Annotated in this window: 20 protein-coding genes; 5 read left to right on the top strand and 15 right to left on the bottom strand. The window is 70.8% G+C overall.

Annotated elements, in window-relative coordinates:
• Positions 1–45: 45 nt before the first annotated feature.
• Together ACEN9Q_RS11970 and ACEN9Q_RS11965 are read left to right on the top strand one after the other, a co-directional pair.
• Positions 46–2397, top strand: a complete 2352-nt coding sequence (locus tag ACEN9Q_RS11970; RefSeq protein ID WP_495628567.1) for a hybrid sensor histidine kinase/response regulator — start codon at positions 46–48, stop codon at positions 2395–2397.
• Between the two features lies 1 nt (position 2398).
• A complete protein-coding gene (locus ACEN9Q_RS11965) occupies positions 2399–2755 on the top strand; it encodes a VOC family protein (protein WP_495628566.1) in 357 nt (118 codons plus the stop codon).
• A gap of 314 nt (positions 2756–3069) precedes the next feature.
• Here the strand turns inward: ACEN9Q_RS11965 and ACEN9Q_RS11960 are convergent, their stop codons facing one another.
• Genes ACEN9Q_RS11960 through ACEN9Q_RS11935 form a run of 6 tightly spaced genes read right to left on the bottom strand, consistent with a single transcriptional unit; the run spans position 3070 to position 10170 of the window.
• On the bottom strand, positions 3070–4857 hold the full coding sequence (locus ACEN9Q_RS11960; protein ID WP_495628565.1) for an MFS transporter: 1788 nt from the start codon (positions 4855–4857) through the stop codon (positions 3070–3072).
• A gap of 22 nt (positions 4858–4879) precedes the next feature.
• Positions 4880–5965 (bottom strand): N-acetylglucosamine-6-phosphate deacetylase, encoded by a 1086-nt coding sequence (gene nagA, locus ACEN9Q_RS11955; RefSeq protein WP_495628564.1) that lies wholly within the window; start codon positions 5963–5965, stop codon positions 4880–4882.
• Between the two features lie 3 nt (positions 5966–5968).
• A complete protein-coding gene (locus ACEN9Q_RS11950; protein ID WP_495628940.1) occupies positions 5969–6778 on the bottom strand; it encodes a DeoR family transcriptional regulator in 810 nt (269 codons plus the stop codon).
• A complete protein-coding gene (locus ACEN9Q_RS11945) occupies positions 6772–8097 on the bottom strand; it encodes a D-tagatose-bisphosphate aldolase, class II, non-catalytic subunit (RefSeq protein ID WP_495628563.1) in 1326 nt (441 codons plus the stop codon). Before ACEN9Q_RS11945 ends, ACEN9Q_RS11950 begins: the two co-directional genes overlap by 7 nt.
• Complete coding sequence (locus ACEN9Q_RS11940) at positions 8094–9050, bottom strand: ROK family protein (protein ID WP_495628562.1); 957 nt, start codon at positions 9048–9050, stop codon at positions 8094–8096. Before ACEN9Q_RS11940 ends, ACEN9Q_RS11945 begins: the two co-directional genes overlap by 4 nt.
• Positions 9034–10170: an SIS domain-containing protein gene (locus ACEN9Q_RS11935; RefSeq protein WP_495628561.1), complete on the bottom strand. Its 1137-nt coding sequence runs from the start codon at positions 10168–10170 to the stop codon at positions 9034–9036. Before ACEN9Q_RS11935 ends, ACEN9Q_RS11940 begins: the two co-directional genes overlap by 17 nt.
• Positions 10171–10496: 326 nt before the next feature.
• Here ACEN9Q_RS11935 and ACEN9Q_RS11930 point away from each other — a divergent pair, with 326 nt between their 5' ends.
• The 3 genes from ACEN9Q_RS11930 (at position 10497) to ACEN9Q_RS11920 (ending at position 18290) form a co-directional block, all read left to right on the top strand.
• Positions 10497–13832 (top strand): TIM-barrel domain-containing protein, encoded by a 3336-nt coding sequence (locus ACEN9Q_RS11930; protein WP_495628560.1) that lies wholly within the window; start codon positions 10497–10499, stop codon positions 13830–13832.
• Between the two features lie 99 nt (positions 13833–13931).
• Positions 13932–16955: a TonB-dependent receptor gene (locus tag ACEN9Q_RS11925; RefSeq protein WP_495628559.1), complete on the top strand. Its 3024-nt coding sequence runs from the start codon at positions 13932–13934 to the stop codon at positions 16953–16955.
• A 78-nt stretch (positions 16956–17033) separates the two neighbouring features.
• Positions 17034–18290 carry a DUF3472 domain-containing protein gene (locus ACEN9Q_RS11920; RefSeq protein ID WP_495628558.1) on the top strand — a complete coding sequence of 419 codons (1257 nt, stop codon included), beginning with the start codon at positions 17034–17036 and terminating at the stop codon, positions 18288–18290.
• Between the two features lie 46 nt (positions 18291–18336).
• Here the strand turns inward: ACEN9Q_RS11920 and mdcH are convergent, their stop codons facing one another.
• The 9 genes from mdcH to mdcA all read right to left on the bottom strand — a co-directional run bounded on the left by mdcH (position 18337) and on the right by mdcA (position 25647).
• Positions 18337–19263, bottom strand: coding sequence for a malonate decarboxylase subunit epsilon (gene mdcH, locus ACEN9Q_RS11915; protein WP_495628557.1), 927 nt, complete (start codon positions 19261–19263; stop codon positions 18337–18339).
• Positions 19260–19862, bottom strand: a complete 603-nt coding sequence (locus ACEN9Q_RS11910; protein ID WP_495628556.1) for a malonate decarboxylase holo-ACP synthase — start codon at positions 19860–19862, stop codon at positions 19260–19262. The genes mdcH and ACEN9Q_RS11910 overlap by 4 nt, the downstream gene beginning before the upstream one ends.
• Before the next feature lies 1 nt (position 19863).
• The gene (gene madM, locus ACEN9Q_RS11905; protein WP_056444286.1) at positions 19864–20628 is read right to left on the bottom strand and encodes a malonate transporter subunit MadM; all 765 of its coding nucleotides are present in this window, start codon (positions 20626–20628) and stop codon (positions 19864–19866) included.
• A gap of 11 nt (positions 20629–20639) precedes the next feature.
• The gene (gene madL, locus ACEN9Q_RS11900) at positions 20640–21047 is read right to left on the bottom strand and encodes a malonate transporter subunit MadL (protein ID WP_056444289.1); all 408 of its coding nucleotides are present in this window, start codon (positions 21045–21047) and stop codon (positions 20640–20642) included.
• 77 nt (positions 21048–21124) lie between these two features.
• Complete coding sequence (gene mdcE / locus ACEN9Q_RS11895) at positions 21125–21952, bottom strand: biotin-independent malonate decarboxylase subunit gamma (protein WP_495628555.1); 828 nt, start codon at positions 21950–21952, stop codon at positions 21125–21127.
• Positions 21949–22797 carry a biotin-independent malonate decarboxylase subunit beta gene (locus ACEN9Q_RS11890; RefSeq protein ID WP_495628554.1) on the bottom strand — a complete coding sequence of 283 codons (849 nt, stop codon included), beginning with the start codon at positions 22795–22797 and terminating at the stop codon, positions 21949–21951. Before ACEN9Q_RS11890 ends, mdcE begins: the two co-directional genes overlap by 4 nt.
• Positions 22794–23102 carry a malonate decarboxylase subunit delta gene (locus ACEN9Q_RS11885; RefSeq protein WP_056444298.1) on the bottom strand — a complete coding sequence of 103 codons (309 nt, stop codon included), beginning with the start codon at positions 23100–23102 and terminating at the stop codon, positions 22794–22796. The genes ACEN9Q_RS11890 and ACEN9Q_RS11885 overlap by 4 nt, the downstream gene beginning before the upstream one ends.
• Positions 23103–23104: 2 nt before the next feature.
• Complete coding sequence (locus tag ACEN9Q_RS11880) at positions 23105–23986, bottom strand: triphosphoribosyl-dephospho-CoA synthase (protein ID WP_495628553.1); 882 nt, start codon at positions 23984–23986, stop codon at positions 23105–23107.
• Complete coding sequence (gene mdcA / locus ACEN9Q_RS11875) at positions 23986–25647, bottom strand: malonate decarboxylase subunit alpha (RefSeq protein WP_495628552.1); 1662 nt, start codon at positions 25645–25647, stop codon at positions 23986–23988. Before mdcA ends, ACEN9Q_RS11880 begins: the two co-directional genes overlap by 1 nt.
• Positions 25648–25689: the final 42 nt, after the last annotated feature.

The following is a 25689-nucleotide window of genomic DNA, read 5'->3' as shown; positions in this document are numbered from 1 at the left end:
AGAATGGCGGATGCGGGTGTCCGCCCGCGCCTTTGACTGGATATCATGAACGATTTTTCCGGCGGTGCCTGCGTGGCCGGCGTCGAGCAATGCCTGCGCGAGCGCGACTGGTCGGACTCCCCCCTCGGCGCCCCGTCCGGCTGGCCGCCGGCCCTGGCCCACGCGGCCCGGTTCATGTTCGACGCCGCCACGCCCATGTTCCTCGGCTGGGGCGAGGCGCTGGGCGTGCTGTACAACGATGCGTCCGTGCCGATGCTGGGCGCGCGCCATCCCGCGATGTTCGGCCGCGGCCTGCGCGACTGGCCGGAGGCCTGGGCCGAGCTGCAGCCGCACGTGGCGCGCGCGCTGGCCGGCGCGGCCTTCCAGGTCGAACTGCCGGCGCACGCGCTGGGCGAGGGCGCCGGCGCGCCGCCGTGGCTGGACCTGGCGTTCGCGCCCCTGCGCGACCTCGACGGCGTGGTGCGCGGCTTTTCCTGCCTCGTCGCCGAGACCACCCGGCTGCGCGCGGCGGAGGCCGAGTTCCGGACGATCACGAACGCCATGCCGCAGATGGTCTGGACGACGCGGCCGGACGGCTATCACGACTACTACAACGAGCGCTGGTACGATTTCACGGGTTCCGACGTGGGCGCGACGGATGGCGTGGGCTGGAGCGACATGGTGCATCCGGACGACCGCGCCCGCACCTGGGCGACCTGGCAGGCGTCGCTCGCCACCGGCGCGCCGTACGAGATCGAGTACCGCATGCGCCACCGCAGCGGCGAATACCGCTGGCTGCTGGGGCGCGCGCTGCCGGTGCGCGACGCGCACGGGCACATCGTGCGCTGGATGGGCACGTGCACGGACATCCACCAGCACAAGCGCAACGAGGAAGCGCTGCGCGCGAGCGAGACGCGGTTCCGGCGCCTGGCCGAATCGAACGTCGTCGGCATGGTGCGCTACCGCATGGACGGCACCATCATCGACGCCAACCAGGCATTCCTCGACATGCTGGGCTATACGCGCGCGGAATTCGAGCAGGGCGGCCTCGACTCCCGTACGCTGACGCCGCCCGAGTGGACGGAGACCACGATGCGGGCGATGGCGCAGTTGCGCACGACGGGACGCGTGGAGAACCTCGTCAAGGAATACTTCCGCAAGGACGGCAGCCGCGCGAGCGTGCAGATGGGCTCCGTCACGCTGGACGATCCGCCCACGGAAGGCCTCGCGGTGATGATCGACGTCACGCCGATCCAGGAAGCCCGGCGCGCGTTGCGCGAGACCGACCGGCGCAAGGACGAATTCCTCGCGATGCTGGCGCACGAGCTGCGCAATCCGCTCGCGCCGATCACGGCGGCCGCCGACTTCCTCAAGGTCGGCCACTCGGCCGACCCGCGCATCCGCCAGGTGCAGACGATCATCGCGCGCCAGGCGCGCCACATGACGGGGCTGATCGACGACCTGCTCGACGTTTCGCGCGTCACGCGCGGCCTGATCACGCTGGAGCGCGCGCCCGTGGCCCTGGCCGGCGTGATCGCCGAGGCCGTGGAGCAGGTGCGGCCCCAGGTAAAGGCGAAGAACCACCACCTGGAGCTGCACCTGCCGTCCGACGACGCGCAGGTACTCGGGGATCGCAAGCGCCTGGTGCAGGTGTTCGCCAACATGCTCGGCAACGCGGCCCGCTACACGGCGGACGGCGGGCGCATCGACCTGCACCTGCGGCTGGAGGCCGGGTGCGTCGAGGTGGACGTGTGCGACAACGGCATCGGCATGACGCCGGACCTGACGGCGCGCGCGTTCGAGCTGTTCTCGCAGGCCGAGCGCAGCGCCGACCGGTCGCAGGGCGGCCTCGGGATCGGCCTCGCGCTCGTGAAGAGCCTCGTGGAACTGCACGACGGGACCGTGTCCGCCGACAGCGCGGGACCGGGCCGGGGCAGCCGCTTCACCGTCGCGCTGCCGCGCCTGCGCGGCGAGGCCGACGACGCGGGCGACGAACCGGTGGCGACGGGCACCGCGGCGCCGGCCGAAGCGCTGGACATCCTGATCGTGGACGACAACGTGGATGCGGCCCAGATCCTCGCCATGTACATCGAGGCCGTGGGCCATCGCGCCACCGTCTGGCACAGCCCCGGCAAGGCGCTCGCGTACGCGGCGGCGCACCGGCCGGACGTGTGCGTGCTCGACATCGGCCTGCCCGAATTCGACGGCCACGAGCTGGCACGGCGGCTGCGCGCGCAGCCGGGCATGGCGGACGTGCCGCTGGTGGCCGTCAGCGGCTACGGCCAGGCGCACGACCGCGACCGGGCGCTGGCCGCGGGCTTCGACCGCCATTTCGTCAAGCCGGTGATGGCGGCCGACATTCTTGCGGTGCTCGACGACGTGATCGGGCGCCGCGCCCGCACCCCGAAAGGAGATTGACATGGCGGTCAAACGCATCGTCGCCAACATCCACGCCGCGGACGCCGTGGCCGCACAGGCGTTCTACGGCGGCATCCTCGACATGCAGGTCGTCATGGACCACGGCTGGATCGTGACGCTGGCCGGCAGCGGCGGCGGCAATCCGGCGCCCCAGCTGAGCTTTGCGTCGGAAGGCGGCTCCGGCACGCCCGTGCCCGACCTGTCCATAGAGGTGGACGACCTGGACGAAGTGCTGCGCCGCGTGGCCGCCGCCGGCCTGGCCCTGGAATACGGCCCGGCGCTCGAGCCGTGGGGCGTGCGCCGATTTTTCGTGCGCGATCCGTTCGGGCGGCTGCTCAATATCCTGATGCACTGCTGAACGCCTGACACGGTGACGTCGTCGTTCCCGTGCAGGCCGGAACCCAAGTGCTGCGCGCATGTCGATAACGCGTGCAATTCCACCGTCGTTCCCGCGCAGGCGGGAACCCAAGTTCTACGTGTGTCGATAACGCGTGCAATTCCACCGTCGTTCCCGCGCAGGCGGGAACCCAAGTTCTACGTGTGTCGATAACGCGTGCAATTCCACCGTCGTTCCTGCGCAGGCGGGAACCCAAGTTCTACGTGCGTGTCGATAACGCGTGCAAATGCGGTCCCCGCCTGCGCGGGGACGACGCGGCGGGTGCCGGCGGCCGCTCATTTGGTCGCCGGCCGCGCGAAATAGGCTTCGATCTCTTCCAGCGTCTTGCCGCGGGTTTCGGGCAGCAGGAAGGCCGAGGCGAGGAAGTAGACGACGGAACAGGCGGCGCCGAAAAAGAAGATCGCGGAATAGCCGTGGCGCCCGACCGTCGGCAGGAACACGGCCGCGATGGCCGTCGACACGAACTGGTTGATCAGCAGCGCGATGCTCATGCCGTTCGAGCGGATCCGCGTGGGCATCAGCTCCGACAGCGCGAGCCACACGCACACGCCCGGTCCGACGGCGAAGCTGGCGACGAACACGCAGATCGCCAGCGCCACGAGCCAGCCGTGGGCCGGCGTCGGCAGCGGTCCGACTTGCGCCGTTTCGATCACGAGCGGACTGCCCGCGGCCAGCGCCGGATCGGGGAATGGATTCAGGTGGACGCGGCGGAACGCGGCGCCGAGCACGCTGTCCGGCTGGACGGTGTCGGCGCGCCGCGCGACCAGCGGCGGCAGCGCGGGATCGTCGCTGCGGATGGTCGCCACGTTCGTGAACGGGCCGTACGCGTACGCCACCGTCAGCACCTGCGGCGTGCCGGCCGGATCGGCGCCCAGCGCGCGCAGCGTGGGCGCGTCGAGGCGCAGGGACAGGCCGTCGTCGTGCGCGCGCTGCGTCACCTGCGCGAGCACGTCGCGCTGCTGCGTTTCGTTGGCGCGGAACAGCAGGCCGACCGCGAGCAGCGCGACGACGATGCCGGCCGTGCCCAGCATCAGCAGGAAGCGGCGTCCCTTGCGGTCGACGAGCAGCACGGCGACGATCGTCATCAGGGCGTTCAGCACTTTCAGCAGCACGTCCGCCAGGTTGGCGCTGGCGCCCGACAGCCCCGCGCGGTTCAGGATGTTGACGACATAGGCCAGCACGGAATTGATGCCGGTCGCCTGGTTGCACGCGAGGATCAGGCAGGCCAGCAAAAACGGCAGCACGTAGCGGCGCGACAGCAGCGGCTCGGCGCTGCGCGCGGCCTGCGCCTGCGGACGGACGATCTCGTCCAGTTCGCGCGTGGCTTCGCGCGCATCAAGGGTGCGCAGCAGCACGGCGCGCGCGGCGTCGAGCCGGCCGCGCTGCGCGAGCCAGCGGGGCGATTCCGCCAGCAGCAGGCAGCCCAGCGTGAACACGACGCCTGGCGTGAGGCACATCCAGAAGATGCCGCGCCACGCATGGTCCTTCGCCGCGAGCACCACGGCGGTGCGCGCCGCTTCCGGCAGCGCGGCGGCGGCGTCGGTCGCGGCCTGCACGCTGCGCGCCTGCACGAGGCCGATCACGGCGGCCGCCACGAGGCCCACCGTCAGCAGCAGCTGGAACAGGGCGGCGCCGCGTCCGCGCTTGCCCGCGTCCAGGCACTCGGCGAGGTAGAGCGGCACGATCACGCCGATGAGGCCTCCGCTGATACCCTGCAGCAGGCGCCCGCACAGCAGGGGAACGTAGCCGTCCGCGAGCGCGATCAGCGGAATGCTGGCGACGAACAGCGCGCCCGCGACGACCATGCCGCGCTTGCGCCCGATGAGGTCCGCCAGCGCGCCGGCGAACAGCGACGACAGCACGGAGCCGAGCAGCACGGCCGCCACCACGAAGCTGAGCTGCTGGGCGTTGAGCTTCCACGCCAGCGCGGCCGTCGATTCCAGGTAGGGCAGCGCGCCGGCGATGATGCCGACGTCGATGCCGTACAACAGCCCGCCCATGCCGGCGATGAACAGCAGGTAGCGGGTGGACCAGGCGGGGGATCGCGGGAAGGCTGCTGTCATGTCGTCTCCGGTTGGTGTTTTTTTATATGGCGATCGGTTCGCCCTCGACGTACACCGCGGTGGGGCGCAAGTCCGCGTCGAGCACAACGAGATCGGCCCAGGCACCCGGGGCGATGCGCCCCCGATCGGGCTCGCCGAGGTAATCGGCGGGATACTGCGACAGGCGGCGCGACGCGTCGGCCACGGACAGGCCGATGGCGACGAAGTTGCGCAGCGCCTGGTCCATCGTGAGGGCGCTGCCCGCCAGCGAGCCGCCGGCGAGGCGCACGCAGCCCAGGCATTTGTAGACGCGCTGGCTGCCGAGGGCATATTCGCCGTCGGGCATGCCGGTGGCCGCCGTCGCATCCGTCACGCCGTACAGTTTGGGGATGGCGCGCAGCGCGGCGTGGATCGCGCCCGGCGCCACGTGTTCGAGGTCGGGAATGATTTCCGCGTATTCCGCATGGGCGAGGGCGGCGCCGGCGATGCCGGGCGCGCGGTGCGCGAAGCCGCTCATGCCGTTGAACAGGTGCGTGAAGCCGGACGCGCCGGCGGCGAGGGCCGCCACGCCATCCTCGTACGTGCCGGCGCTGTGGCCCAGCTGCACGCGGATGCCCAGCGCCGCCAGTTGCGGAATCAGGTCGAGGTGGCCGGCGATCTCCGGGGCCAGCGTCAGCGCGCGCACCGGCGCCAGCCGATGCCATGCGCGCACGAGCTCCAGGCTCGCGGGCAGCGTCTCCGGGGGCTGGGCGCCCAGCTTGTGCGGACTGATGAAGGGGCCCTCGAGGTGCACACCGAGCATGCGCGCGGCGCCCGGCGGCCGCGCGGCGATGCCGGGTGCGAGGTCTTCCAGCGCGCGCCGGATCGCGGCCGGATGCGCCGTCATCGTCGTCCCCAGCATGCTCGTGGTGCCGTGGCGGGCGTGCGCCCGCGCCACCGTGACGCCCGCGGCCCCGCCCTGCATGATGTCGACGCCGGCCGCGCCGTGCACGTGCAGGTCGACGAAGCCGGGCAGGATCAGCGGGCCGTCCGCGGCCGCCGGGTCGGCGGCGATGGCATCGATGCGTTGGCCGAACGTCAGGGTGCCGGCGATCCAGCCGTCAGGGGTCAGGATGCGGCCGCCGAGCATGCGCTAATCCGCGATGAGGACTTCGACGCCGAGCTTTTGCAGCCCGTCGCGGTATTCGGGGCTGATGCCGGCGTCGGTGATGACGGTGTGGACGCGGTCCAGCTGCGCGATGCGGTGCAGGCTCACGCGGCCGAATTTCGAGGCATCGGTGAGGACGACGATGCGCTTGGCCCGCTCGACCATCTTGCGGTTCAGGCTCGCCTCGGCCTCGTTGTGCGTCGTGACGCCGAATTGCAGGTCGAGGCCGTCGACGCCGAGGAACAGCTTGTCGAAGTTGTAGACCTGCAGGCAGGCCTCGGCCTGGCTGCCCTGGAACGACAGCGATTGCTTGCGCAGCAGGCCGCCCGTCAGGATCAGGTCCACGCCGGGCGAATCCGCCAGTTCCCATGCGATGTTGAGGCCATTCGTCGCCACCGTCACGTCCTGCGCGTCGCGCAGGTGGCGCGCGAGCGAGATCGTGGTGGTGCCGGAATCGATGACGATGTTGTCGCCCGGTTCGACGAGCGAGGCGGCGAACGCGCCGATGCGCTCCTTCTCTTCATGGTGCAGCGCATCCTTCTGGCGGATGCTCTGTTCCGGCGGCGGCGTGCGCACGAGGACCGCGCCGCCGTGGCTGCGCGTGACCAGGCCCTGGCCCTCCAGCGCCGACAGGTCGCTGCGGATGGTGACGGCGGACACGCCGAGCTGGTCGACCAGGTCGGTCACCTGGACCGAGCCCTGGCGGGCGAGCATTTGCAGGATCGTTTCGCGGCGTTGGCTGGTGTTTCGCATGGTCGCTTGGGGTTGTCGGTCTGAAAACGCCGAGCTTAACAGATCGCGGCGGCGCTGCCGACCGGTGCCGCCGTGTTGCGCGTACAGGCTCTCGCATACTGGGACAGCAGGCGGGCGATCTTGTGTTCGACGAGATCGCGCGGCGCCGCGGCGAGGCGCCCGGCCACGACGTCCGCATACTGTTCCGGCAGGTGCTGGCTGAGGAGCGGCAACGGGATCGCGACCGCTTCCAGGTTCGCGTACAGCGTTTCCAGCGCGGCGGCCACGGGCGGCTCGCCCCAGTAATAGCGGCACCGGTCGCTGAGGGCATAGCGGCGCAGCAGGCGCTGTTCGTCGCTGCTGCCGCGGTAGTGCTTGCGCCAGTGGTCGGGCTTCGCCAGCATCGTGTCGTCCAGCACGCGCATCAGGTGCGATGCCTGGCTGGCCGGCAGCAGCTCGTCCTCGATCTGGCACAGCGCGAGCAGCGCCTCGCGCAGGGCGAACGTGGCGGCCGGGCCGACCTTGAGGATGGCGAAGTGGTCGCGCACCATGGCGTGCAGGGCCGCTTCGCGCTGGTAGTCGGTGGAATGCGCCTCGAACACGAGGCCCGGGTGGCCGGCGATGAACTCGGACAGCGCGGCGGCGCGGGCGGCGTCGTAGTGCTGGATGCGGCTCGTGTCGAAGTCGACGCCGGGCTGCACGACCATCGCGACGACGCGGCGCCACGCGGCGTGCAGGCCGGCTTCGATGAAGGCGCGGCAATGCACGTCCAGCGTGCGTTTGGCGGCGGCGGGTGACGTGGGGGCGCCGGCGTCTTCGAGGTCCGCCTCGCCGCCGGGCACCGGCACTTCCGTCCCGATCACGTACACGGGCGGGGCCAGCCCGGCCGCCTGCGCCGCTTCCTCGGCCACGCGCGCCAGCCGCGCCGAGCGCCCGGCGACGATCGCGTCGGGCAGCACGGGCGGGTCGTCCGCGCAGCGCATGCTGCAGTCCAGGTGGATCTTGTGGAAGCCGGCGCTGGCATAGGCCGCGATCAGCGTCTCCGCATGGGCCATCGCGGCGGCTGCGTCGAGGCCTTGCCACGCATTCGGGCCGAGGTGGTCGCCGCCAAGCACGAGGCGCTCGGGCGGGAAGCCGAGTTCGCGCGCGAGGTCCAGCACGTAGTCGCGGTAGACGGCCGGCGTCATGCCCGTGTAGCCGCCGAACTGGTCGACCTGGTTCGACGTCGCTTCCACCAGCAGCACGCTGTCGTGCGCCAGCGCCACGCGCATGGCGGCGCGCAGCACGGCCGGGTGGCTGCAGCAGATGCTCGCGAGGCCGACGCGTTCGCCGCGCCGGTGCGCCTGGATCGCCTGCCGGATCGGAGAGGGTTGCGTGTTCATGGATGGGGAGTCGCGTTGAGTTGCTGGCGCAGCAGCAGGGCCGCGCCGCGGGCGCCGCCGGCGTCGCCGAAGCGCGGGGGCAGGATCGGCGGCGCCTGGATGCCGCGCTGCAGATGGCGCTGGACGGCGTCCGGCAGGCGCGCGTACAGGTGCGGCAGGTTCGACAGGCCGCCGCCCAGCACGATCGCGTGCGGGTCGAACGCGAGGACGACGTTCGCCAGCGCGTGGCCGAGCAGGTCGAGGTGCACGTCCAGCGTCCGCGCCGCGACGATGTCGCCCGCGTTCGCGCGTGCGGCCAGCGCGACCGGTTCGGCGCCGTCGCCGCCGAAGTGGCGGTGCAGCGCGGCCATGCCGGGGCCGGACACATAGCGTTCCGTGCAGCCGGCCTTGCCGCACGGGCAGTCGAGCAGTGCGAGGCCGTGGCGGGCCAGCAGCGGCGCGGGCACGGACCAGTGGCCCCATTCGCCGGCGATGCCGTTCTGGCCGCGCACCAGCTTTCCGTCCGCGCAATAGCCGCCGCCGGCGCCCGTGCCGAGGATCGCGCCGAACATCGTCGGCAGGCCGTCCGCCGCGCCGCCGGCCGCCTCGCACAGCGCGAAGCACTGGCAATCGTTGCCGATCACGATGGGCCGGTCCAGCGTGTGCTGCAGCAGCTGGCGCGCCTGGCGGCCGTTCAGTGCCGGCACGTTGGTGCTGAGCTGGCGGCCGCTGAACGTGTCCGTGATGCCCGGCAGGCCGATGCCGGCCGGCGCGCGGGCGCCGAGCACCGCGTCGCCGCTCCGGACCAGCGTGTGGACGGCCTGGGAAAACGCGACGATGTCGTGGCCGGGCGTGGCGACGCGTTCGCGGTAGGCTTCGCGCATGGCGGCGTCGTACGACACGATCTCGATCTTGGTGCCGCCGATGTCGATGCCGTGGCAGCCGCGGTCGAGGCGATCAGGCGGCGTGGTCATGGATGGTCACTCCCTGGACGACGCGGTTCACGGTGCCGCCGGCGAACGGATTGTCCGGCCGTAGTTGCAGGCGGGCCGATTGCTGCAGCGCGTACTGCTGCGCCATCAGGAGCCACAGTGGCGCGAGCCACGCGTCCGACCATGCCGGCGTGTCGGCCGCGAAGTCGCCGCCCTGGCCGACCGTCAGCACGTCGGCGGCGATGCCGTCGCGGCGCAGTTCGGCGAGCAGGTCGTCGTCGTAGCGGCGGGCCAGCGCCTTGCTGCTGGCGAACAGGATGACCTGCGAATGTTCGTCGAGCACGGACTTGGGCCCGTGGCGGAAGCCCAGCGGCGATTCGGCCAATGCGAGGATGCGGCCGCCCGTCAGTTCCAGGATCTTGAGTGCGGCTTCCTTTGCCAGCGCTTCCAGCGGGCCGCTGCCGAGGTAGACGACGCGCTGCGCCGGGCGTTGCGCGAGGCGCGCCAGCGGGGCGGACCAGTCGGCGAGGGCGCGTTCGCCCAGTTGCGCGAGGCGCTCCAGGCGTACGGCGGCATCGTCGTGGCGCCCGAGCACGGACAAGGCGGCCAGCAGCATGCAGGTAAAGCTGCTGGTCATCGCGAAGCCGCGGTCGCAGCTTGCGGGCGGCATCAGCAGCACGCAGGCCGCGGGATCGCCGCCGGCCTGCGTCGCCAGGCTGCCGGCCGCGTTGCAGGTGATATGGAGGAAGCGCGCGCCAGGCACGACCTGGCGCACGAGGTTGACGGCGGCCAGGCTTTCCGGGCTGTCGCCGCTGCGCGCGAACGACACGAGCAGCGTCGGCGCGGCCGGATCTAGATACAGCTCGTGGTGGGTGAGCAGGCTGGTCGTGGCGAGGGCGCGCACGTCCGCTGCGCAGCGCGCATTCAGTTCGGCCGCGGCGATCTCGCCCACATACGCCGAGCTGCCGGCGCCCGTCAGGATCACGCGCTGGCGTGGATCGTCCAGGCAGGCGCCCAGGAAGTCCGCGACGCGCGTGCCTTCGGCGGCCAGCACGCCGGCGAGGGCGCGCCAGACCGCGGGCTGCTGGACGATCTCCTCCGCGGTGGCAAGGCCGCCGAGGTCGCGCCAGGATTGCGCATCGCGTTCGAGTAAGGTGGTCATCGTCGTGTTCGAAAGGTTCGGGTAGGGCAAGAGTAGGGAATATTTTTCGAAATGTCAAACACGAAAGTTAAAGCGAAAGATGCACCACGCAAAATCGATCCGAAACCAACGTTTCGAACACATGGCAAACCTTGGTCGTCCGCTGTTCGTGTGGTTTTTGCTACACTTCGAAAGTTGGCGCGGTCGAAATTTATAGATACGAAAGATAAAACGCCTCCGGATCTAGCGCGGGACACTTCTTTTGCGCGTTTCTTCGGCTTTTTGTTGACCTTGCTTGTTTTTGTTTCTACAGTAAGTGAAACAAAAACGTAATTTCGACTGCCACCATGACAAAGAGACCTTTTCGTTTTCGCCCCGTCGTCGCCGCCCTGGCGCTGACATCCGCCTTCACCGCCATCCCCGCCGGCGCCGCGCCGCTGGGTAGTGTGCGGTCCATCGCCGCCGCCGCGGACGGCCACACGTGGGATATCGTGACGGACCGCGGCGCCCACGTGCAAATCAGCCTGCCGCGCGCGGACGTGCTGCATATCCAGGCCAGTCCCACGGCGCAGCTGACGGGACCGGGCGACAAGGCCGCGCCCATCGTCGTCGGCACGCCGGACGATGCGAAGTACGGGCTCGAAGAGCACCCCGACCATATCACGGTGAAGACGGCGGCCCTGGCGCTGCGCATCGACCGCAAGCCGCTGCGCTTCACCTTGTACCGCGCGGGCGAGGCGGCGCCGCTGTGGCGCGAACTGCAGCCGCTCGACATCGCGCCGAAGCAGGCGGTCCAGGTGCTGTCGACGGATGCCGCCGAGCGCTTCTACGGCGGCGGCCAGCAGAACGGACGCTATGAATTCAAGGGCCGCGAACTGGCCGTGTCGTACTCGGGCGGCTGGGAAGAGGGCGACCGGCCGAACCCGGCGCCGTTCCTGCTCAGCTCCAAGGGATGGGCCATGCTGCGCAACACGTGGTCGGACGGCGACTACGACCTGCGCGGCGACGATCAGATCGCGCTGCAGCATGCGGAAGGCCGCTTCGATGCCTATTATTTCGTCGCGCCGGACATGCGCGGCGCACTGGCCGGCTACACGGCATGGACCGGCCGCGCGCGCCTGCTGCCGCGCTGGGCGCTGGAGTTCGGCGACGCCGACTGCTACAACGACGGCGACAACGCGAGGAAGCCGGGCACGGTGCCGCCGGGCTGGAGCGACGGCCCGACCGGGAAGACGCCGGACGTCGTCGCCAGCGTCGCCAAGCGCTACCGCGAGCACGACATGCCGGGCGGCTGGATCCTGCCGAACGACGGCTACGGCTGCGGCTACACCAATTTGCCCGAAACGGTGAAGGGCCTCGCGGGCTACGGCTTCCGCACGGGCCTGTGGACGGAAAACGGCGTCGACAAGATCGCGTGGGAAGTCGGCCAGGCCGGCACGCGCGTGCAAAAGCTGGACGTCGCGTGGACCGGCAAGGGCTACCAGTTCTCGCTCGATGCGAACAAGGCCGCGTACGATGGCATCCTGAAGAATTCCGACAGCCGGCCGTTCATCTGGACCGTGATGGGCTGGGCCGGCACGCAGCGCTACGCCGTCGCCTGGACGGGCGACCAGAGCGCCAGCTGGGACTACATCCGCTGGCACGTGCCGACCCTGATCGGCTCGGGCCTGTCCGGCCAGGCGTATGCGACGGGCGACGTCGACGCCATCTTCGGCGGCAGTCCGGAGACGTACACCCGCGATCTGCAGTGGAAGAGCTTCACGCCGGTGCTGATGGGGATGTCCGGCTGGTCGGCGGCGGAGCGCAAGCACCCGTGGTGGTTCGACGAGCCGTACCGCGCCATCAACCGCCGCTACCTGAAACTCAAGCTGCGCCTCACGCCGTACATGTACACGCTGGCGCGCGAGGCCGAGGACAGCGGCGCGCCGCTCGTGCGCGGCCTGATGTGGGACTACCCGCGCGATCCGGCCGCGTGGACCGAGAAGTATAAATACCAGTTCCTGCTGGGCCGCGACCTGCTGGTGGCGCCCGTGTACCGCAGCCAGGCGGCGAGCGGCGGCTGGCGCAAGGGCATCCACCTGCCCCAGGGCACGTGGTTCGATTACTGGGACGGCCACCAGGCCACGGCGGGCGCGGATGGACGCGACGTCGACCTGAAGGTCACGCTCGACAAGCTGCCCGTGTTCGTGCGCGCCGGCGCCATCCTGCCGATGTATCCGGAAGTGCTGTACGACGGCCAGAAACCCAAGGACCGCGTGACGTTCGACGTCTACCCGCAGGCCGGCGAATCGGCGTTCACGTTATATGAGGACGACGGCAACACGCGCCGCTACCAGCAGGGCGAATCGAGCCGCCAGACGATCCGCATGACGGCGGCCGGCCGCGACGCGACCGTCGACGTCGGCGCGGTGGACGGCACCTACGCCGGCCAGGAAGCGCGGCGGGGCTACAGCCTGCGCATGCTCGCCGCGCACGCGCCGGATGCCGTGCAGGCCGACGGCCGCGCGCTGCCGGCCCGCGCCAGCCGCGCCGCGCTGGACGCGAGCGATGACGGCTGGTTCTTCGATGCGGCCGAGCGGCGCGGGACGCTGCACGTGAAGACCGCCGCGCGCGACATCCGCAAGCCGCTGGAGATCGCCGTGCGCGGCGCGCTTGCCATGCGCCCCGACGACGCCTTCCCGGCCGCGCCGGAAACGGGCCGCGCGATTCCGGCCGACGCCATCGTCGTCGTCAACCGTCCGGCGGAAGAACCGGGCCAGGGCCTGGAACGTGCGTTCGACGGCAAGCCGGACACGTGGTTCCGTACCCTGCGCAGCCAGGCCGTGAAGAGCGGTCCGCACGAATGGGTGCTGGGCTTCGCCGAGCGCCGCCTCGTGGACGGCATCGAGATCGCGCCGCGCAACGACCAGCACTGGAAGAGCGGGCAGGTGCGCGATTACGAAGTCTATGTCGGCGATACGAACGGCGACTGGGGCGCGCCGGTCGCGCGCGGCCGCCTGCAACTGGTACAAGGCACGCAGACCATCAACTTCCCGGCCGTGGCCGGGCGCCTGCTGCGCTTCCGCGTGCTGAGCGTGCACAACCCGGACGGTGACGGCGCCAGCGCGCTCGATCCGATGGTCACGGCGGCGCAGGGACCGGCACCGGCCAAGGCCTACGACGCGGCGGTGCCGCCCGACGTGCCGCCGATCGCGGTGTCCGAATTCCACGTGCTCGAACATCGCCGCGCCGACGGGCCCGAGCGGCAGGTCTATCTGTCCGACCTCGCGCTGGCGCAGTCCGCGGCGCGCGACAGGCCGGCCGCGGTCGGGGCGAATGCGGCACCGGAGATGCGCATGAACGGCCTGCGCTTCCGCAAGGGCGTCGGCGTCGGCCCGGCCAGCCGCATCGACCTGGCGCTCGGCGGCGACTGGGATCTGCTGCGCGCGGACCTCGGCGTCGACGACAGCTGCCGGGGCAGCGGCGGCCTGCAGTTCCAGGTCTGGAGCGGGTCGAAGCTGCTGTACGACAGCGGCCTGGTCACACCGCCCGCCGTCGTCAAGCCCGAGATCGACGTGCGCGGCCTGCGTGAACTGAGCCTGCGCACGCTGGGCGCGCGCGGCGCGCATCCGGGCAAGGTCTGCGCCGACTGGGCCAATGCGCGCCTGACCGGTAGTCCGGGCGCGACCGTCACACCACGCTGAGCGCGCCGACCGCCACAGCACACCATCATTACAACGAGGAGCAGCAGCCCCTGTCCGGAACAGGGAGGGGCTGCTGCATCCGCAAACAAGGAGACAAGCATGAACAGCAAGCGCTTCACACTGCGGCACGACACCATCCGGCATGCCACGGCCATCCTGATCGCCCTGGCGGCGAGCGGCGGCCAGGCCTGGGCGCAGTCGAACGCCACCACCACGATCTTCGGCGAGGTGCGTGCGCCCGCCGGCGCGACCGTCGTCATCGAGAACCTGGCCACCGGCGTGCAGCGCACCGTGAGCCCGGACGCGTCCGGGCGCTATGCCGCCACGTCGATGCCGCCGGGCCGCTATGCCGTCAAGGTGCTGCGCGGCGGCACAGTCGAGGCGAGCCGCGAGGTGGAAGCCGTCGTCGGTTCCGGCGTCGAGGCCAGCTTCGGCGCGGGCGGCATGCAGACCGTCGTCGTGTCGGCGACGCGCTCGTACATCGACGTCTCCAACACGAACAACGGCGTCGTGTTCACGGCGAAGGAACTCAAGGCGCTGCCGGTGGCGAACGACGTGGCGTCCGTCGTGCAGCTGACGCCGGGCGTCAACCGCGGCACCAACAGCCAGTACGGCAACGCGCCGCAGATCTCCGGTTCCGGCCAGTCGGAGAACGCGTTCTACGTGAACGGCTTCCCCGTCACGAACATCCTCACGCAGGTGGGCGCGTCCGAGCTGCCGTTCGGCGCGATCGCCAACATGCAGGTGCTGTCCGGCGGCTACGGCGCCGAGTTCGGGCGCTCGACGGGCGGCGTCATCAACGTCACGACGAAGAGCGGCGGGAACAGGTTCGAATTCGGCGGCAAGCTGCAATACCTGCCGGCCCGCCTGCGCGCGGCGCCCGAGAACACGTACTATCCGCAGACGGGCGCCTATCCGGACACGGACGGCAAGCTCCTGTACTGGAACCGCGACAACACGACGCGCAGCCGCATCGCGGGCCTGTACGGCGGCGGCCCGCTCATCCGCAACAAGCTGTTCGCCTTCGTCGCACTGGAGCGCACCGTCACGGACGGCGAGGCGATCGCCGCCGCCAGCAGCGCCGGCACGACGTCGCCGACGGGCTGGAGCAGCTCGCACACGACGGTCAACCGCTACCTGGCCAAGCTCGATTACAACCTGACGGACGACCACCATTTCGAATACACGAAGCTGTACGACCGCACCGTCGGCCGCACCCAGGCCTATGGTTTCGACTATGCGACCCTGACCCGCAACGGCACGCCGCGCGGCGCGGGCCAGGAGACCATCAACTGCTGCGGCGCCGGTTCCGCGCCGGGCGCCAACGCCGACATCGTCAAGTACACGGGCTACCTGCGCGACGACCTGACGGTGACCGCGCTGTACGGCGATTCGCGCACCACCCACCGGCGCATCCCGGACGGCTACGACCCGGGCCTCGCGCAAACGTCGTCCACCGTGTCGACGCAGGTGCCGGGCCTCGTCTACAACAACCCGCAGACCGTCACGGGCAGCCTCGTCGACCCGGCATCGGAAGACCGCCAGAAAGGCCTGCGCCTGGACGTCGAGTACAAGTTGGGGAGTCATGCTCTGCGTGCCGGCATCGACCGCATCGAGGTCGAATCGCTCGTCGGGCAGACGCTCGCCGGCGGCTACCGCTGGACCTACCGCAAGGCCAGCGATCCGGACCGCGCCATCAACGGCGCGTCCGAGACGCCGGCCCAGGGCGGCGGCTACGGCGCGCAAGGCTATTACGTCAGCCGCGACGTCAACACCAACCTCGCGCGGCCGACGAGCGTGCAGTCGGCGCAATACCTGCAGGATCACTGGCAGGTGGCGCAGCGCGTGCTGCTCGACCTCGGCCTGCGCCGCGAGCAGTTCACCAACTACACGACCAAGGGCGACGCGTTCATCGCGCAGCGCAATATGATCGCCCCGCGCGTCGGCGCCACGTGGGACGTCAAGGGCGACAGCTCGTTGAAGGTGTTCGCCAACGCGGGTCGCTACCACCTGCCGGTGCCGTCCAACCTGTCCAGCAACATGGCGAGTCCGCTGCTCTCGACCAGCCAGTTCTTCACCTACACGGGCGTCGATCCGGCCACGGGCGCGCCGACCGGCCTGCACCCGATCGGCAACGCGTACTCGGCGAACAACTTCTACGGCCAGGGCCGCGATGCGCGCGAGGTGACGGCCGTGGGCCTGAAGCCGCTGTCGCAGGACGAGTTCTCGCTGGGCTTCGAGACCGCGTTGGCGCGCCGGCTCGTCGCCGGCGGCAGCCTGCTGTACCGGCGCCTGAACGACACCAACGACGACACGTGCGACCAGCGCCCGATCGACGCGTGGGCCGCGCGCAACCACGTCGACGAGAGCCAGTGGGGCGGCTTCCAGTGCGCGATCATGAACCCGGGCCGCGACAACAGCCTGATGATCGACTTCAACGACGGCCGTGGCCTGCGCCGCGTCGACATCACGGCGGCCGAGTGGGGCAATCCGCTGCCGGAGCGCACCTACAAGGCGCTGACCGTGTTCCTCGAACACCCGTTCAGCAACGGCTGGTACGGCAAGGTCACGTACACGCTGTCGGCGCTGAAGGGCAATATGGAAGGGCAGACGGACACCATCGGCGGCGGCGACGTGGCGCTCACCGTCAGCGACGACCACAAGGAACTGATGTACAACGCCTACGGCTACCTGCCGAGCGACCACCGGCACCAGATCAAGGCATACGGCTTCGCCCAGGTGCTGCCGGACGTGACGGTGGGCGCCAACCTGGCGCTGGTCTCGGGTGCGCCGCGCAACTGCATCGGCGCGCTGCCCGACAACCTGCGTTTCGACGGCGACTACGGCGACGCCTACTTCTACTGCAACGGCCAGAGCGCGCCGCGCGGCAGCCAGGGCCGCCTGCCGTGGCAGATGCAGCTGGACCTGAACGCGGCCTGGAGCCCGGCGCGCGTGAAAGGGCTGACGTTCCGTGCCGACGTCTTCAACGTGCTCGATCGCCAGACCGTCAACCGCTACAACGAGACGCGCGAGGATGCCGGCGCCATCAACCGCTACTACCTGCAGGTGGCGAGCCGCGCGGCGCCGCGGTCGGTGCGCCTCACGGCCGAGTACAACTTCTGACCCCACCCCGCGGCCGCCATGCCGGCGGGCGAGCCGCGTCCATCCAGCCGGCTTTTCACGATGACGAAGGAATCGACGATGAAACGAAGAAGCCTCATGCTGTCCACCCTTGCGCTGCTGGCGGCCGCCGGCGTATCGGCCACGGCCGGCGCAGCGGATTACCGCGTCGCCCTCGCAGGCAATGCGTTCGTCACGCAGGCGCCGGCCAACGCGACCGAAGAAATCAACGACGGCGGCCTCGCCAACTGGACGAGTCCCGCCACCGTGACGAGCATCTGGTTCCGCATGGCCACGGCCGGCAGCGCGACGCTCGCGCTGGACGCGCGCCTGGCCGGCAGCTCCACCAGCCGGATCCGGGCGACGGTGGCGGGCAAGGATTACGACCTGACGCTGTCCGGCACCGCCCTGGCGACGTACCCGATCGGCACCATCGCCGTCGCGGCGCCCGGTTATGTGCGCGTCGACCTGAAAGGCGCGAACAAGGACGGCGGCTATTTCGGCGACGTCGCCGCGCTGCGCGTCACGACCGACGTCCCGTTGAATTATGCGAACGACGCCGAGAATTATTACTGGTCGCGGCGCGGCCCCTCGGTCCACATGGGGTACAAGGTGCCGGCGAATACGGAATACTTCTACAACGAGGTAACGGTGCCGCCGGGGCAGGACAAGATCGGCTCCTACTTCATGGCTAACGGTTTCGTCGGCGGCTATCTCGGCATCCAGGTGAACGGCGCGCACGAGCGGCGCGTGCTGTTCTCGGTCTGGGATGCGGACAGCGGGGCGAAGACGACACTCGTGAACAAGGGTGCGGACGTCGTCGACAACGGCTTCGGCGGCGAGGGCACGGGCGGGCAATCGTACCTCGTCTACGACTGGGTCGCGGGCCACACCTACCGCTTCCTCACGCGCGCCCGGCCGGACGGCGCCGGCAACACGGACTTCAGCGCCTGGTTCCTCGCACCCGAAAAGGGCAACCAGTGGCGTTTGATCGCGACGTGGAAGCGCCCGCAGACGACCACCTATCACGCGGGCGTGTACTCGTTCGTCGAGAACTTCATCGACACGAACGGTTATCTGGGACGCAGCGTCCGCTTCGGCAACCAGTGGGCGCGCGACACGGCCGGGAAGTGGACCGAGATCGCGACCGCGCGCTTCACCGGCGATGCGACGGCCGCGAACGGCCAGCGCAAGGATTACGCGGGCGGTGTCGACGGCGGCCAGTTCTACCTGCGTAACGGCGGCTTCTTTGCCGATTACGTGAACATCAACCAGAACTTCACGCGGCCCGCGACGGCGACGCCGCCGGCCGTGGACGTGAATTCGCTGCCGCAGTGAGTTCGGGGGCGCGCGCCGTCGTCGTCGAGGTGCCGGACCGCGCAGGCTACCGGCCGTCGCGCGCCGCCTGCACGAGCGTGTCGAGGCGGTTGCCGTCGGCGCACAGCGCGCGGCCGGCTCCGAAGTCGGCGTCCTGTGCGAGCCGGGTCAGCACCGATCCGCTGGGCATTTCCACCGCCACGCGGGCGCCCCGTTCCCACGCGTGGCGCAGCGTGTCGGCCCACAGCACGGGCCGCGCCATGTTCGCGGCGAGGTCGGCGACGACACGTTCGCCGTCGAACAGGGCGCGCGCGGCGCTGCTGCTGATGTACGTGATGCGCGGACGCCGGCACGCGACCTGCGCGGCGGCGCAGGCGAGCGTGCGCGCCTGCGCGTCCAGCAGCGGGCAGTGCGACGGCACCGGCACGGCCAGCCGCTCCGCACGGTTGGCGCCGTGGGCCAGCGCCCGATCCGCGACGGCGTCCAGCGCCGCATCGCGGCCCGCGATGACGAGCTGGCGCGGCGCGTTCAGGTTCGCGAGGTAGACCGGCAGATCCGGACGATTGACCTGCGCGAGCAGCGGTTCCAGCTGCTGGCGCGTGAGCCCGCCGATCGCGGTCATGCCGTAGCGGGACGGGTAGGCGTCCTCCATCAGCCGGGCGCGCAGTTCGACGAGGCGCACGGCGTCCGCGAAGTCGAGCACGCCCGCGACGACGGCCGCGGGCCACGCCCCGATCGACAGCCCGGCCACCATCTGCGGCGCCGCGCCATGTGCCGCCAGCACGCGCGCCATCGCGACGCCCGCCACCAGCAAGGACAGCTGCACGGCGACCGTGGAGCGCAGCGCGTCGGCGCCGTCCATCGCATGGACGTCGCGGCCCAGCGCCGTCGTGGCCTCGGCCAGCGTGCGCGCCGCCTCCGGATGATCCGGCAGCGCGTGCAGCATGCCGGGCTTTTGCGCGCCCTGGCCGGGAAAGGTGAACAGGACGCTCATGCGGCCTCCCACGGGTCGTCGACGAGGCGCGGGCCGGCATCGGTCTTGAGCAGCACGCGTCCCCCGCGCGCATGTTCCGCGAGCGCGAAGCCGCCCGCGCCCGTGTCGAGCTGGATGTCGATGCGGCAGGGCTGGCCGTCCTGCAGCGCGGCCAATGCGGCGAGCACGCCGGCGGCCGGCCGGCGCGGCAGGCGCACGAGCAGATAGAGATAGCTCGTCGCGCGCAGCACCGGCAGAACGCACGCGAGACAGTAGCCGGCGCCCCCGGTCGGGCACCAGTCGACGCCCAGCAGGTCCAGCCGCGGCGCCAGCGCGCGCAGGGCCGCGATGCAGGGCAGGTCGCCGGTGGCCGCCTGCGTCCGTGCCGCCAGCATGCGCGGCGTGACGATGGACGCGACGGCGTCGAGTGCGAGATGACCCTTGCAGCGCTCGTTGCGCTGCAGGCCGCGCGCACCGGCGGGCACGATGCCGGGCGGCGTGGCCGCCCGCCGCACGACGAGCGGCGCGCGCGGGTCCAGCCAGTCCGGCCGCACGCCGTCGGCCGTGAATGCGTCCGGGCGATGCGTGAACAGCAGGTCGTGCGGGCGGGGCGCCGGCATGTCAGCCCACCAGCGCGCGGACTGCGAAGTACAGCAGCGACGGGCCGAGGAGGCAGCCGAGGCCCGTGTGGAACGTCGCCACCAGGGCGCCGTACGGCACGAGCTTGCGGTCGGTGGCCGCCAGGCCCGCCGAGACACCGCTGACCGTGCCGGCCAGGCCGCCGAACACCATCGCCGAGCGCGGGGTCGACAGGCGCAGGAAGCGCGCGGCCATCGGTGTGCCGACCATGACCATGATCGCCTTGACGAGACCCGTGGCGATCGACAGCGCCATGAGCTCCGAGCTGGCGCCGATCGCGGCGCCCGTCACGGGGCCGACGATGTAGGTGACGGCGCCGGCGCCGATGGTCGTCATGCTGATCGCGTCGCGGTAGCCGAACGCCCACGCCACGCTGGCGCCGACGATGAACGGCAGCACCGTGCCGAGCAGCAGCGCGACGACCCCCACGAGGCCTGCCTTCTTCGCTTCCACGACCTGCACCTCGAACGCGGTGGCGACGATGGCGAAGTCGCGCAGCATGGCGCCGCCCATCAGGCCGACGCCGGCGAACAGGGAGACGTCGGCGAGGCCCTTCTGGCCGCCCGTCTGGATGCCGCCCCAGTAGGCGAGGCCCAGGCCGATGAGGATGGCGATGGCGGAACCGTGCACGCGGCCGAACGTGAGGCGGCGCGACAGCTGCATCGATACGATCATGACGAAGCCCACGAGGGCGAAGGCCAGCACGAGGCCGTTGTGTTTGACGGTCTTTTCAAGGAGTTCGAGCATGGTGGCCTCCGTTAGGCGCGTTGGGTGGCGACGCGGGCTTCGGCGTCGGGTTCGGTGCCGGGGGCCGGGCGTTCGCCGCGGTTGATCAGCGAGACGCAGACCGCGCACACGAGCACCGAGCCGAAGGCGGCGAGCAGGGCGACGGGGCCGCCGCGCAGCGCGGCGACGACGTTCTGCTGCGCGGCCATCGCGACGACGACCGGGATGTACATCGCGCCCCAGAAGCCGACGCCCAGCTCCGTCTGCGCCGGCATCAGCCCGCGCTTGTGCAGCCACAGGCGGGCGCAAATCAGCAGGATCATGGCGATGCCGACCCCGCCGACGTTGGTCTTGGCGCCCAGCAGCGTCCCGAGCAGGTCGCCCAGGAAGATGCCGAGCAGGTGGCATACGGCCAGCAATGCGGTTCCATAGATAATCATGTGTGTCTCCTCTTCGTCCAAAAAAGGTGGACCGGCCGTGGGTATTGTTGTTGGCGGCCGGGTGCTGCGGCGAATATCTAGTTGGCGGCCTCCCATTCCGATGCGAGCAGCGCGCGCACCTGGCGCGACGCGCCGCGATGCCGTCCTCGCAGGCGGCTCGACAGGTCGCGGCGCGGGTCCTCGAGGATGTCGGCCAGCGCCGCCTCCAGCGCGCCGTGGACGAGGGCGATGTCCTGCTCGTCCGGCAGCGCGAGGTTCGTCAGTTGCAGCACCTCGTGCAGGATGCCGAGCGAGGCGAAGCTCTTGATGTCGTAGGCCATCGGCGGCACGCTGGCCGCCAGCTTTTCGAGTGCCTCGACGGAACGCAGGGTCACGCGCGCGGCGGATGCCTTGCCCATCGCGTGCACCGCGACGGCCGGGTCGTCCAGCGCGATCAGGCGGTTGGCCTGGTAGCCGTGGGCGAGGAAGGCGCCGGACATCGCGAGGCCGACGATCAGGCCGATGACGGGGTGGCCGGCCTGGCGCGCATCCGCGTAGGCGGCGACGGCGCCGGCGAGCGCCTGGTGGATGCCGTACGCTTCCTCGCGCCGGCCGTAGGCCTGGCTCGGGACGTCGATGACGGCGACGATCGGGCGCTTGGCGGGCGCGTCGCGGTCCATGGCGATCACCTCGCGCACGGCCTGCGCCAGGCGCCAGCCTTCGACGAGGCCCACTTCGCCGTCGCGGGCGCGGGAAAAGGCGTTGTCGGCGTCGGGCACGACGGCGATGTAGCGCGCCGGCCGGCCGGCGAGGATCGCGTCGCAGGCGTGGACGGTCGTCCAGTCGTGCGCGGGGTGGGCGCCGCCCGTGAGCAGGCGCAGCCACATGGCGCCGCGCGACGCGTGGTGGGTGTGAGGGGCCATCATTCCAGTCCTTTCGAATAGATCTCGCGTACGTCGTCCGCCGTCGCCTGGCGCGTCGTGTCGACCCGGTCCAGGCAGGCGAGGAAGCCGGCGGCGCGGTCGCTGCGGTGGGTCGCCGGCACGCCCCGGGCGAACAGGTCGATGACGGTGGCGCGGATGGCCGTCGTGTCGTCGTCGACGCAGGCGTCCGCCAGGTGCGTGGCCGCACGCTGCGCGCCGCCCGTCAGGCCCCAGATCAGGGCGCGCTGGCGCGCGTCGAATTCCGCCACGCCGGCTTCCTGCTCGATCACCTGCGGGCCGTTCAGGCCGAGGCGGGCCTCGCGCGTCATCACGAAGTACGAGCACAGCCCGGCTGCGATCGACATGCCGCCGTAGCAGCCGACCGTGCCCGCGCTGACGCCGACGACGGGCCGGTGGCGGCGCAGGGCGACGATGGCGGACTGGATCTCGGCGATGCCCGCCAGGCCCAGGTTCGCTTCCTGCAGGCGCACGCCGCCGGTCTCGAACACGATCACGGCCTGCGTGGGGATGCCGCGTTCGTTGTCGCGGGCGGCCAGTTCCAGCGCGCCGGCGATCTTGGCGGCGCCGATCTCGCCCATGCTGCCGCCCTGGAACGCGCCTTCGATCGCGAGCACGACGGTCCGCAGGCCCGCGAGCGTGCCCTTGGCGACGACGACCCCGTCGTCGGCCTGCGTGACGAGCTTCTGCATGGCGAGCCACGGCGAGTGCAGGCGTGCGAACGGTCCGGCCAGTTCGCGGAACGAGCCCGGATCGAGCAGCGCCTGCGCGCGGCTGCGGGCGCCCCGTTCGATGAAGCTGTCGCGCGTGAGCAGGTTCTCGATGTTCATGGCCGGCCTCCGTCGTTGGCTTGTTCGTACGCCTGCTCGATGCGCATGCGCACGACGCCCGGCGTGGCGCCATTGTCGTTGATCTCGATGCGGGCGGCGGGCAGGTCGCCGGCACCGAACACGCGTTCCAGCAGTGCCTTCCAGGTGCCGCCGTAGCCGTCCACGGACGTCTGCACGGCAACCGTCGTGCGCCCGGCGGGGGCCGGCTCCAGCAGCACTTCCAGGTCGCCCGAGCTGACGACGCCGCTGACGGTGCGCCCTGGCGCCGGCTGGCCGGCGGCGAATTGGTATTCCAGTCTTTCCATGATCAATCCATCTCCATAGTCGTTGCGAGCGCGCGTTCGATGCGGTCCAGCAGCAGCGCGGCCGCCAGCAGGTCGGCGGCGCCGCCGGGCGAGACGTGCAGCCGGCGCAGGCGGCCTTCCAGCGTGTCGAAGGCGCGGCGGCCGTTCGGGGTGGCGACGCCGCCGCATGCCAGCACGCGCCGCGCGCCGTCCTGCGCGGTGTCCAGGGCCTTGCGGCCGCCGCGCGCCAGCAGGCAGGTGTCGTCCAGCGTCGCCATCACGGCGAGCAGGGCGTCGACGCGGGCGTGGTGTTCGGCGGCGCCGCGGGCCCGGGCCAGTTTCAGCATCGGCAGCGCGTGGTCGATCACGTGCGGGAAGCCGGCGGCGGCCTGGCCGCGGGCGCCGCCGACGCCGTGTTCGATGCAGGCGCGTTCGCCCTTGTGGCCCGTGCGCACCGGCGCGCCGGGGTCCATGAGTCGGGCCAGGTGGCCGGCGCGCGCGGCGATGGCGGCCGCGTCGCGCTCAGGCGTCGCTGCCGCCGCCGTGACCAGCAGGCCGAGCGCCCAGATGGCGCCGCGGTGCGTGTTGACGCCGCCGCTGGCCGCCATCATCGCGTGTTCGGCGTCGCGCCCGATGGCGCCGATGCGCCGCCGCAGCAGCAGGTCGTCGCCGCCGATGAGGGCGCCGGCGAGCGCCATCTGGCCGAACGCGGGCCGCAGCGCGCACGCCGACGCGCACATCAGCGGCCAACTGAGGTCGCGGTGGGCGCCGGCGCCGCGCAGGTCGACGAGGCCCGGTTTCGGCGTCAGCATGGCTTCGTCGACGAGGGCGCCGACGGCGTGGTGGGCCAGCTGCAAGGCAAGATCCGGCGCGGCCGGCACGAGGATGGGTGCGCGCGCCGTCATCACCAGCTCCTGAATTTGGCGGGCGGTTCGTACAGGCCGCCGGACCAGTCGACCAGCTCCGCGATGCTCTTCGCGGCCAGCAGCGAGCGGGTGGCGTCGGCGCGGCGCACGCCCATGTCCTCGGGCAGCGCGATCAGGCCTTGCTGGCGCATGCGCGCCGTCTGCGTCGGGTCGTGGCGCAGTCCGATCGGCGTGACGCCCGCGACGGCCGCCAGCATCGCCTTGCGCTCTTCCAGGGACTGCGCCTTGTACAGGTAGGCGATGCCTTCTTCGGTGAGGACGTGGGTGACGTCGTCGCCATAGATCATCACGGGCGCCAGCGGCATGCCGGAGGCCTTGCCCACCTCGACGGCGTCGAGCGATTCGACGATGGTCGGCTGGCTGCCGTCCTGGAACGTCTCGACCATCTGCACGACGAGCTTCTTGCCGCGCGCGAGCGGATCGTCCGTCTCCACGAGGTCGAGCCAGGCGGGCGTCGGGTGGCGCCGGCCGTGCGGATCGTGTCCCATGTTCGGTGCGCCGCCGAAGCCGGTGAGGCGGCCGTGGGTGACGGTCGACGAATTGGCCAGGCCATCCATCTGGAGGGTGGAACCGATGAACAGGTCGACGGCATACTGGCCCGCGAGCTGGCACAACGCGCGGTTCGAGCGCATCGAGCCGTCGCGGCCGATGAAGAACACGTCGGGGCGGGCGGCCGTGTAGTTTTCCATGCCCAGTTCGGCGCCGAAGCAGTGCACGCTCTCGACCCAGCCCGATTCGATGGCGGGGATCAGCGTGGGGTGCGGGTTCAGCGTCCAGTTGCGGCAGATCTTGCCTTTCAGGCCGAGCTGCTCGCCATAGGTCGGCAGCAGCAGTTCGATGGCGGCCGTGTTGAAGCCGATGCCGTGGTTCAGCGACTGCACGCCGTGGCGCTCGTAGACGCCGCGGATCGCCATCATCCCCATCAGGATGTGCACCGGCTTGATGAGGCGCGGATCGCGCGTGAACAGGGGTTCGATGTAGAACGGCTTGTCGGACCGGACGACGTAATCGACCCATGCGCCCGGAATGTCCACGCGCGGCAGGTCTTTCGGGTCGTCGACGATCTCGTTGACCTGGGCGATCACGATACCGTCGCGGAACGCCGCCGCCTCGACGAGGGCCGGCGTGTCTTCCGTGCTGGGGCCCGTGTACAGATTGCCCTGGCGGTCGGCCTTGTAGCCGGCGACCATCACGACGTTCGGCGTCAGGTCGACGTACAGGCGGGCGTACAGCTCGATATAGGTGTGCAGGGCGCCCACGGAAAGCAGGCCCTCCTGCAGGAATTGCGAGATGCGCAGGCTCTGCGCGCCGGCGAAGGCGAAATCGAGTTTGCTGGCGATGCCGCGCTCGAACAGGTCGAGGTGCTCCGGCAGGCTCACGCTGGGCATGATCATGTGCAGATGGTTGACCCGGTCCGGGTCGACCTGCACCAGCGAGCGGGCCAGGAAATCCGCCTGTTTCTGGTTATTCCCCTCGAGGACCACGCGGTCGCCGCTGGCCAGCAGCACCTGCAACGCCTCGACGATGCGCTCGGGCGCCAGCACGGGCCCATCGGCCAGGTGGCTGGCCGCCGCCATCCGGCGCGCCTTTTCCTGGCGCCGGGTGTCCCACTGGCGCGGGGCGGGCGTATTGCTTTCCATGTTGTCTCCTTTGTACGGACGGTAACGCCAGCATAGAAACGG

The organism is Massilia sp. Masssp93, assembly GCF_059491295.1.
The sequence above is the reverse complement of the archived record's forward strand: the minus strand, read 5'-3'. Positions and strand labels throughout refer to the sequence as shown.